Source organism: Gemmata sp., assembly GCF_051859125.1.
GTDB lineage: Bacteria > Planctomycetota > Planctomycetia > Gemmatales > Gemmataceae > Gemmata.
Map to the genome: position 1 here is coordinate 44,813 of NZ_JBHYGG010000248.1, position 10,329 is coordinate 55,141.

The 10,329-nt window shown below is 71.7% G+C and carries 7 protein-coding genes; 2 read left to right on the forward strand and 5 right to left on the reverse strand.

Going from position 1 to position 10,329, the window contains the following annotated elements:
* Positions 1–230 precede the first annotated feature (230 nt).
* Positions 231–644 (reverse strand): ATP-binding protein, encoded by a 414-nt coding sequence (locus tag ACTIGN_RS21760; protein WP_439627737.1) that lies wholly within the window; start codon positions 642–644, stop codon positions 231–233.
* A 281-nt stretch (positions 645–925) separates the two neighbouring features.
* Here ACTIGN_RS21760 and ACTIGN_RS21765 point away from each other — a divergent pair, with 281 nt between their 5' ends.
* The gene (locus ACTIGN_RS21765; RefSeq protein ID WP_439627739.1) at positions 926–1,108 is read left to right on the forward strand and encodes a hypothetical protein; all 183 of its coding nucleotides are present in this window, start codon (positions 926–928) and stop codon (positions 1,106–1,108) included.
* Positions 1,109–1,464: 356 nt separating this feature from the next.
* Here the strand turns inward: ACTIGN_RS21765 and ACTIGN_RS21770 are convergent, their stop codons facing one another.
* The 4 genes from ACTIGN_RS21770 to nhaA all read right to left on the reverse strand — a co-directional run bounded on the left by ACTIGN_RS21770 (position 1,465) and on the right by nhaA (position 7,381).
* Entirely contained in the window at positions 1,465–1,734 is a 270-nt protein-coding gene (locus ACTIGN_RS21770; RefSeq protein ID WP_439627741.1) for a hypothetical protein, read from the reverse strand.
* 890 nt (positions 1,735–2,624) lie between these two features.
* Positions 2,625–4,460: a glycoside hydrolase family 15 protein gene (locus tag ACTIGN_RS21775; protein WP_439627742.1), complete on the reverse strand. Its 1,836-nt coding sequence runs from the start codon at positions 4,458–4,460 to the stop codon at positions 2,625–2,627.
* Between the two features lie 30 nt (positions 4,461–4,490).
* Positions 4,491–5,906 (reverse strand): Si-specific NAD(P)(+) transhydrogenase, encoded by a 1,416-nt coding sequence (sthA, locus tag ACTIGN_RS21780; protein WP_439627744.1) that lies wholly within the window; start codon positions 5,904–5,906, stop codon positions 4,491–4,493.
* A gap of 113 nt (positions 5,907–6,019) precedes the next feature.
* A complete protein-coding gene (nhaA, locus tag ACTIGN_RS21785; protein WP_439627746.1) occupies positions 6,020–7,381 on the reverse strand; it encodes a Na+/H+ antiporter NhaA in 1,362 nt (453 codons plus the stop codon).
* A gap of 252 nt (positions 7,382–7,633) precedes the next feature.
* Here nhaA and ACTIGN_RS21790 point away from each other — a divergent pair, with 252 nt between their 5' ends.
* Positions 7,634–10,240, forward strand: coding sequence for a cellulase family glycosylhydrolase (locus tag ACTIGN_RS21790; protein ID WP_439627748.1), 2,607 nt, complete (start codon positions 7,634–7,636; stop codon positions 10,238–10,240).
* Positions 10,241–10,329: the final 89 nt, after the last annotated feature.

Sequence of the window (10,329 nt, forward strand, 5' to 3'; positions counted from 1 at the left end):
GGCGGTCCCCACTACCGCGGAGAAACGCCACGGCCGCCACCCGTTCCCGCTCCCTCACCGGCTTCGGCGCGGCCCCGCTCGGCGCGGCGGCGGCTGCCGAGGACACGGGCTACGGTACGTCCACCTGCCCTTCGGGCAGGCACCGCGGGCCGGCGGCGGTCGCCGTGATCCAACTCTGCACGGACCCGGCGCCAGGGACCGCCCGATCCCGAGGCCGCCCTTGGACCGGCTCAGCGACCCGTCCACCTGGGTGAACAGGTCGAACACCTTGGGGAGGATGTCCGGGGGATCCCGGGCCCGTTGTCGAGCACCCGGACCACCGCCTCGCCGCCCTCCCAGCCCACGCTCATCCGGACCCGCCCGCCGGTCAGGGTGTACTTGGCCGCGTTCGTCGGCAGGTTCACGGCCACCCGCGCGAGCCGGCCCGCGTCCCCCTCGGCCCACAGGGGCTCGGTCGGCAGCAGCTGGGAGAACTCGTGCCGCCGCGCGGCGAGGAGCGGGCGGGCCGCGTCGGCCGCGGACGTGGTGGCGGGGGTCGGGCGTGAACGGGGCCCCGGTCCAACCCCCGAGAGTGTTCGAACGCGGGGGTCGCACAACGACGAATTGAAGAACCCCCCGCGACCCGAACGCGACTCGTGTGCCACATTGGGGGAGTCCCCCTGGTGATGACCTCGACGTCAAGGAGGAGCTGGTCGAGGGCGCCCGGCTACGGGCGCACTCGACGCGCAGGGGGCCGCCTATGATGAGGACGCGGAACGCCGCGCCGCCAGGGTGGGCGGGCCGGCGGCGGGGTCGATGACTTGGCCCGAATGGTTCGATTCGTGCAAGGGGTGCTCTTGCAGAAACCGACCGATGTCCCGCCCGTCCCGCCGGTCGCCCGGCCCCGGCGACCGCAACCCAGAACCCCAATGAAGGGCGGGAAGAAATGAGCGACGGACCCGACCCCAACGACAGTCCGCGGCGGAAGACGAGTTCGCTCGCGTGGGCCTTCGTGATCCTGTTCGCGGTGGTGCTGGTCGTGGACCTGTTCGCGGTCCGGGGCCTCGGACCGCCCGCGGTGCGGACGTTCCCGGACGTCGGTCCCGTACGGCCCACCACCGCCCGTTGAGGCCGGCGGGCGAGGCTCTTGGCCGTCGCCTCCCGCGGCCGGGTGGGCGGAAGTGCCCACGCGGAGTCACGCCGGTGGGGCAAGCCCGGGCTGTCCCTGAGGTGAGGCCCGAGAGCGTGTTCGGACAGCAAGTCAAGGAGCGCGCCCCGCGATAGGCGGCACCCGACCGCACCTGGAGCCGGCTCCGGGCGGCCCGCCGCGGTCGGGCCGGCCGGCCCGACCGCCTTTCTCGTTCCCGTGACCGACGGACCGGCGGTTCCCGGCCCTGTTGGCCCGCGTGGCACCGTCTCACTGCGGCGCCACCGACGGGCTCTTACCGAGGTCGATCATCAGCGGGGCGGGCGAGTCGGTGACCGTCACTTCGAGTGGGGTGGCGTCCGTCCCGAGTTCGTCCGGGAGGGGCGACTTTCCCCCGCGATGACGTGCCTGGCTTGAATCTTGTACTTCCCCGGCTGGACGCCGCGGCCGGTCGGCCCGGTCACCTCGAACGCCCCCATCGCCGGGTCCGGGGCCTCCGCCAGGTACACCGCCCCGGGCCTGCCGCCGGGCTGGACGACCACGAACGACAGGCTGTACTCCCCGCCCAGCTCCTTCGCCCGGTACGGCTCCCCGTCCCGGAGCACCACGCCCTTATTGTCGCTGCGCGCCCTGTTTCGCGGAAAAACTGCAACGAACCTCGGCGGCTCCCGGTCGTGTTCCTGGCGGGTTGAGCACGGCCGGGCTCGGCCCGGGTCATGACCCGGGCCGAGCCCGGCGCCCGCCGTCAACGTTGGCCCCATCGACCGCTCCCACACCGCTCTTGACTCGCGCGGAAACTGGTTCCGTGAGACACGGCAGCTACACCCAGACGTTGTGAACCGTCCTCCCTCACATCGGCCTCTCGGGGGGGGGATCGCTACCTCCTGCCGAGACTGAGTGTGAGCGGGCCGCGGCCGCCAGGGCCCGACCACTCAAGCAGCCCGATGGAGGCTCGTGTCCCCCGGTCTTCGGTAACAAATGGCCCGGGCGAGAGGATGCGGTTTTACTGGCAAGGTGAGTTTGCCGAATTCGCAGGGGCACCATTGCAAGATGCCCTTTGTGAGTCGCTATGGAACACTGCCGCGGGCGGGCCTCACGAAGAGCGGGAGGCGTCCGCGGTCAGCGACGAGGTGTACCGCAGGCACGAAAAAACCTCTCCTACAAGTGGCACATCGGCCGGCTGAAGCATGGCATCGCGCAGACCAAAGGTAAGTTCGAAAGCCTCACCTTTTGTTTTAGCTAAGTGGTGCCTTCGACCACTCAGCCACCTCTCCAAACGCTTTCGCACACCGACCACTCGCCACCCGCGTGACTCCCTTCGGAAGAAGAGGGCACCGATTCGAACGTCATCTTCGTGCGCCGACCGGACCCATCAAGCCCACTCGCGAGTTCGCGCCTTTTCTGCGTCGGCCGCTCGGACGGCCTCAAGGGTCTGTGTCGCGGACGCGAGCCGGCGACGCCGGGCGGCCCGGGGTGCTCAGATTCTGAACCGAGCTGGTCACTTTCCCGACAGCGCGCGGTCGAGGTTGAACGCGGCCGAGATGAGCCCGAGGTGCGTGAACGCCTGCGGGAAGTTCCCCAGCGCCTCGCCGCTCGGCCCGGTCTGCTCCGAGTACAGCCCCAACTGGCTCGCGTACCCGAGCATCTGCTCGAACCGCAGGCGGGCCTCGGCGAGCAGCTTCGGGTCGGTGCGGCCGGCCCGGGTCAGCGCCTCGATGAGCCAGAACGAGCACATGTTGAACGTGCCCTCCTTGCCCGGCAGGCCGTCGGGCGCGAGCTCCGGGTCGTACCGGTACACGAGCCCGTCGGCCGCCAGCCCCCCGGCCTCGAGCGGCTGCCGGATCGCGTCGAGGGTACTCAGCATCCGCGGGTCGTTCGGGGCGGTGAAGAACACGAGCGGAAGGAGCAGCAGCGAGGCGTCCAGCGCGTCCGACCCGTAGCTCTGGACGAACGCCTTCCGGTCCCCGTTCCACCCACGGGCCATGACCTCGTCGAGGATCGCGTCGCGGGCCGCGAGCCACCGCGCGCGGTCGGCCGGGAGGGACCGCTTGTCGGCCAGCCGGAGCCCGCGGTCCAGCGCCACCCAGCACAGCACCCGCGAGTACACGAAGTCGCGCCGCCCGCCGCGGACCTCCCAGATGCCCTCGTCCTGCCGCTGCCAGTTCCCGGCCACCCAGTCGATCATCCCGCGGAGCCGCACCCAGTCGTCGTAGGCGATGGGCGAGGCGTACTTGTTGAACAGGTACACCGCGTCCATCAACTCGCCGTAGATGTCGAGCTGGAGCTGGCCGTGCGCGCCGTTGCCGATGCGGACCGGTTTGGACCCCTTGTACCCGTCGAGGTGGGGCAACTCGAACTCGTCGAGCTCGGACTCGCCGCCGATCCCGTACATGAGCTGGAGCGGGCCGTCGCAGTGCGCGTCCGGGTTCCGCCACCGCTGGCGGAGCCAGTCCATGAACCGGACCGCCTCCTCGGTGAACCCGATCCGCAGGAACGCGTACACGGTGAACGCGGCGTCGCGGACCCAGGTGAACCGGTAGTCCCAGTTCCGCACCCCGCCGATCCCCTCGGGCAGGCTCGTCGTGACCGCCGCGACGATCGCCCCGGTCGGCTCGTAGGTGAGCAACTTGAGCGCGAGCGCCGAGCGGTACACCTGGTCCCGCCACCGCCCCTTGTAGGTACACTTCGCCAGCCACTTGTGCCAGTAATCGACGGTCCGCTGGAACAGCTCCGCCGCCCCGGCCGCGGTGGGGCACCCCTCCTGCTTGTGGCCGGGGGTCACCACCTGGAGCACGAACGTGCGCTCCTCGCCGGCCCGCAGCGTCACCTCACCGGTCGCCCCGCCGTTCGCGACGCGCAGTTCGAGCGGCGACGAGAGGGCGAGGTTCAGGCCGGGGCCGTCGAACCGGACCCCGCACTCGTCGGGGTACGCCGCGTGCTCGGCGCGGGCGTAGTCGAACGCCGGGCGGCACTCGACCCGCACCGCCAGCTCCCCGGTCACGACCCGCACGCGGCGGACGAGCTGGTGCTCGCACGCGTCGCCGGGCCGCGGGACCGGCATGAAGTCGATCAGCTCCATGATCCCGTCGGGGTGCAGGAACCGGGTGACGAGGACGTTCGTGTCGGGCCAGTAGAACTGCTTGTGCCGCGCACCCTCGACCCCCGGGGCGATGCGGAACCGGCCGCCCTTGGCGTCGTCGAGGATCGCCCCGAACACGCTCGGCGAGTCGAACCGCGGGAGGCACAGCCAGTCGATCGAGCCGTCCTGCCCGACCAAGGCGGCCGTTCGCAGGTTCCCGATGACCCCGTAGCTCTCGATGGGCTGGTAAGGCATGCTCTCTCCCGTGGGGTGGGTGCCGTCATTTTAGTGGCCCGGGGCGGCTCCGGTCCGCTCGCGGAGCAGCGCGTCGTGGGTGGCCAGCTTGTACAGTTCGCCGAGGGTCGGGTGGTTGAAGCACGTCTGGAGCAAGAGGTCCGCGCCGGCCCCGGTCATCAGGGTGAGCACCCCGATGTGGACCACCTCGGAGGCCAGCTCGCCGATGACGTGCGCGCCGAGGAGCTTGTGGTCGGACCGGCGGAACAGGAGCTTCAGGAACCCGGCGGCGTCGCCGATGATCTTCCCCCGGGCGACGTCCGCGTACTCGGCCCGGCCGACGAGGTAGTCGACCCCCTGCGCGCGGATCGCGGCCTCGGTCTCGCCGGCCGAACTCACCTCGGGGATGGTGTAAATGCCGGTCGGCAGGACCGGCGCGACCGGCCCGCGGCACGGCTCCCCGAAGGCGTGCCCGGCCGCGGCCCGGCCCTGTTCGGCGCTCGTCGAGGCCAGGGCCGGGAACCCGATCACGTCCCCGACCGCGTAGATGTGCGGGACGTTCGTCTGGAACTGCGCGTTCACCGCGAGCCGCCCCTTGGGGGCGACGTCGAGTCCGGCCGCGGCCGGGTCCAGTTCGGCCGTCCGGCTCGCGCGGCCGGCGCAGATCAGCACGTGGTCGGCCGCCAGGGTGCGGCCCGACGACAGCCCGAGCCGCACGTCGCCCTCGGGCGGGGCGTCGCACGACGCGACCGTTTCCCCCCAGACGAACCGCACCCCGAGCCGCCGCATGCCGGTCTCCAGCGCCGCGGACAGGTCCGCGTCGAGGAACGGGAGCAGCGCGTCGCGGCCGTCCACCAGGTGCGTCTCGACGCCGAGCGCCGCGAACATGCAGGCGTACTCGCTGCCGATGACCCCGGCCCCGACCACCGCGATCGACCGCGGCATCTGGTGCAGGTCGAGCAACTCGTCCGAGTCGTGGACCCGGGTGTGCTCGAACGGGAGCCCGGGCGGGCGGAGCGGGACCGAGCCGGTGGCGACGACGATCTTGTCCGCGATCAGGTCGCGCTCGCCTTCGGCCCCGGACACCCGGACCGTGTGCGGGTCCGCGAACCGGGCGGTGCCGTGGACCAGCGCGACGCCGTACCGGGCGAGGAGCCCGCGGATCTGCTCGCGGTGCGCGGCCTTGATGGTCCGCTCGTGCCGCAGCACGTCGTCGATGGTCGCGTCCCGGCCCAGCGACAGGTCGACCCCGTGCAGGTCGCGGCTGCGGAGCCCGGAGAGGGCCAGCGCGGTCTCCCGCAGGGTCTTGCTGGGGAGCGTGCCGGTGTTGACCGCGGCCCCGCCGACGAACGCGGCCTTCTCGATCACGGCGACCCGCTTGCCGAGCCGGGCCGCCGTGACGGCGGCGGTCTCGCCGCCCGGACCGGCCCCGATCACCACGAGGTCGAATTCAGCAGGATCGGGCATGGCGGCTCCGCGGGTGCGCCCGGCGGTCGCCGGGGGTGGGTGGAATCGGGTGGGGACGCACGGGCGCCGGGCGCGTGGCACCCCGGCGCGTCCCGGGCCGGGGTGCCGCGCGGTCACCCGCGTGCGGTGCCCTGCTCCGGCGCGGCCCCGCGGGTCGCGGCGATGAGCCACAGCCCGCCCACGACCCCGGCGACGAGCGACCCCAGGAGCGTCCCAATCTTGCCCGCGGCCGCGAGGTCCGAGGCGGACCCGTCGGCGGCCGGCGGGAACGAGAGGCCGGTGAGGAACAGCGCCATGGTGAACCCGATCCCGGCGAGGCACGCCCCGCCGGCCATCATCCCCCACGTCACCCCGGCCGGGAGCCGGGTCACCCCGCTCCGCACCGCGACCCAACTGAAGAGGAGGATCCCCACCGGCTTCCCGAGCGCCAGCCCGAGCGCGACGGCGACCGCGACCGGGTCGCCGAGCCCGCCGAGACCGATCACCACCCCGGCGTTCGCCAGCGCGAAGACGGGCATGATGCCGTAGGCCACCCACGGGTGCAGGGCCGTTTCCAGGCGGTGGAGGGGCGAGACGCTCTCCCGGACCGCGAACTGGAGCCGCTGGAGTTCGGCCGTCCGCTCGTCGTCGCCGGGGGGCGGGCCGCCCGGCTCGAAGAGCCGCCGCGCGCCCGCGAACACCCCCGCGAGCGTCCCGGCCCCGACCCACGCGGACGCCGGGGTGAGCAGGCCGAGCGCCACCCCGGCGACCGTCGGGTGGACGCCCGATTTGTACACCGCGAACCACACGAGCGCGCCGATCACGACGTACGCGCCGACCTGTCGCAGCCCGGCGCGGTTGAGCGCGTACGCGAGCGCCAGCCCCCCGGCCGCGGCCGCGAGCCACCCCCACGCGATGGACCCGGTGAACGCGACCGCGATCACGAGCACCGCACCGAGGTCGTCGACGATGGCCAGCGACAGGAGCAGGATCTTCAGCCCGAACGGGACGCGCGACCCGAACAGCGCCAGGACGCCGACCACGAACGCGATGTCGGTGGCCATCGGCACGGCCCACCCGTTCCGCCCCGGTTGCCCCCACTGGAGGGCCAGGTAGAGCGCCGCGGGCACCAGCATGCCGCCGGCCGCGGCCGCGACCGGGAGCAGCGCGTTCCGCCACCCCCTCAGTTCGCCGACCACCAGTTCCCGCTTGATCTCCAGGCCGACGACGAAGAAGAACAGGGCCATGAGCCCGTCGTTGACCACCAGGTGCCCGACGTCGCCGGCGATCGCGAACGCGCCGACGCCCACCGACACCGGGGTCTTCCAGATCGCGGCGAACCACGCGGCCGCCGGTGAGTTGGCGAGTACGAGCGCGGCCGCCGTACACAGGAGGAGCACCACCCCGCTCGCCGCTTCGATGTGCAGGAACCGCCGGACCGGGGCCAGCCACCGCTGGATCGGGGCCGCGGGCAGCACCCCCGCGGGCGGCAACACGGGGGACGGTTCGGTCGTGGTCGCGATGGGCGGCCCTCCCGGGCGGGGCGCTCCCGACCGGTTACTGGTCAGGGGCGCGGGGTGCATGAATCCGGACGTTACCGCAGCCGTAGCAACCGCCGTGCCGGGCCGCGACGCCCGCGGCGTCCCGCGCCGGGGGCGCGAATGTTCGCCGCGTCCTTGTGTCGGTGGCCGCCCGGGGGTACGCTCCGTTCCACCACCCCGTCACCTCGCCCCTCCCGGTGAACACCCATGACCCCATCGCGGACGGTTCTGGTCCTGCTCCTCGCTTCTGCCCTCGCACGCGGCGAAGGCGGGGACGCGAAGCCCCAATCGGGCGGGTACGCCGAGATCCGCGTGGTGGACGCGGGCACGGGCCGGGGGGTGCCGCTCGTGGAACTCGAAACTGTCAACGGCCTGGTGTTCGTGACCGACAACGCCGGGCGGGTCGCGTTTCACGAACCCGGCTTGATGAACCGCGAGGTGTTCTTCACGGTGCGGAGCCACGGGTACGAGGCCAAGAAAGACGGGTTCGGCTTCGCCGGTGCACGTGTCACCCCCAAAGCGGGAGCCGTTGCGGAGATCAAGGTCACCCGCCGCAACGTCGCCGAGCGCCTGTGCCGGCTGACCGGCGAGGGGCTGTACCGCGACAGCGTCCTGCTCGGCCACAAGCCCCCGCTCGCGGACCCCCTCAACCCCGGAAAGGTCGGCGGGCAGGACTCGGTGCAGGCCGCGGAGTACAAGGGCAAGGTGCTGTGGTTCTGGGGCGACACGCAGCGCATGGACTACCCGCTCGGCCTCTTCCGCATGGCGGGCGCGACCACGCCGCTCTTCGACCCGAAGGACGCGAAGACCGACCCCGCGAACGGGATCGCGTTCGACTACTTCGTGGACGCGAAGTCCGGCTTTACGCGCGCCATGATGCCGCTCGCCAAGCGGCCCGAGGGGGTCGTGTGGGTGTTCGCGCCCGTTGTGGTTCCCGACGGCGACGGCCGCGAAACGCTCGCCGCGCACTACTCCCGCCGCAAGGGGCTGGAGGGCGAGTTCGAGCAGGGCATCGCAACCTTTGACGACGCGAAGTCGGTGTTCGTCCCGGCCATTGAGTTGCCGCTCAAGGAGACGTGGCGGCGGCCGAGCGGGCACCCGATCCCGTTCGAGGAGGCCGGCAAAAAGTGGGTGCTGTTCGGGAGCCCGAACCCGAACGTCCGCGTCCAGGCGACGCTCGCTGCGGTCCTCGACCCGACCCAGTACGAGGCGTTCACCTGCCTCAAGCCGGGCGGCGACGCGAAGACCGCCGAGGTCGAAACCGGCCCGGACGGCGCGCCGGTCTGGCGGTGGCAGAAGGCGCTCCCGCCGCTCGACTCGAAGGAGGAGCGCGAGCTGGTGAAGGCCGGCAAGATCAAGCCGCACCACGCCCGGTTCTGCCCCGCTGACGCGGCCCGACCCGCGGACCGCGTGGTGCTGCACAGCGGGTCGGTGCGATGGAACGAGTTCCGCAAGCGGTGGGTGCTGGTCGCCGGGCAGATCGGCGGCACGTCGCACCTGGGCGAAGTGTGGTACGCGGAGGCCGACCACCCGACCGGGCCGTTCGATCGTGCCGTGAAGGTCGCGACGCACGACCGGCAGACGTTCTACAACGTGTGCCACCACGCCTTCCTCGACCGCGACGGCGGCCGCACGATCCACTTCGAGGGGACGTACACCAACGACTTCTCCGGCAACCCGCTCAAGACCCCGCGGTACAACTACAACCAGGTGCTCTACCGCCTCGACCTCGACTCCCCTGCCCTGCGGCTCGTGCGCGCCACCGCGGCCGCCCCGGCGCTGGAACACATCCGGCCGAGCAAGGACGGCACGCACTTCGTCGGCGCGACGAGCGGCAAGCGGTTCGTGGTCTGGGGCGTGAACTACGACCACGACGGCGACGGCCGGCTGCTGGAAGACTACTGGGACAAGGAGTGGGACACCGTCGCCGCGGACTTCAAGGAGATCAAGGAGGTGGGGGCCAACGTCGTCCGCGTCCACCTGCAACTCGGCAAGTTCATGGAGGCCGCCGACCGGCCGAGCGAGGCGAACCTCGCCCGCCTCACCAAGCTCGTGCGGCTCGCCGAGGACACCGGCCTGTACCTCGATGTCACCGGCCTCGCGTGCTACCACAAGAAGGACGTCCCGGCGTGGTACGACGCGTTGGAAGAAGCCGGGCGGTGGGACGTGCAGGAGCGGTTCTGGCGGGCGGTCGCCAAGGCGTGCAAGGACAGCCCGGCGATCTTCTGCTACGACCTGATGAACGAGCCGGTGCTGGCCGGCGACAAGAAGGACAACGAGTGGCTCGCCGCCCCGCTCGGCGACAAGCACTTCGTGCAGCGCATCACCCGCGACCTGGCCGGCCGCACCCGCGAGGAGGTCGCGAAGCAGTGGGTGAAGAAGCTCACGACCGCGGTCCGTGCGGTGGACGACCGGCACATGATTACGGTGGGCGTGATCCCGTGGGCGCACGTCTTCAAGGGGGCGAAGCCGCTGTTCTACGCGCCGGGGGTCGGCGACCCGCTCGACTTCGTGAGCGTCCACTTTTACCCGAAGAAGGGCGACGTGGCCGGGTCGCTCGCGGCGCTCAAGGTGTACGAGATCGGCAAGCCGCTCGTGGTCGAGGAGATCTTCCCGCTCGGGTGCAGCATCGAGGAGGCCGGCGAGTTCATCGACGGCTCCCGCACGTTCTGCGACGGCTGGGTGAGCTTCTACTGGGGCAAGACGATCGAGGAGAACGAGAAGGCCGGCGACATCAAGGGCGCGCTCGTCGCCAAGTGGCTCCGGTACTTCAAGGCGCACGCCGCCGAGATGACGGCCGAGCCCAAGAAGTGACCGCGACCGGCCCGGTCGAATCCTGACGCCTCACGCGGGCCGCCACGGAGGGCGGCCCCTACCAGAGATTTGCCTTTGGTTTGTAGGGG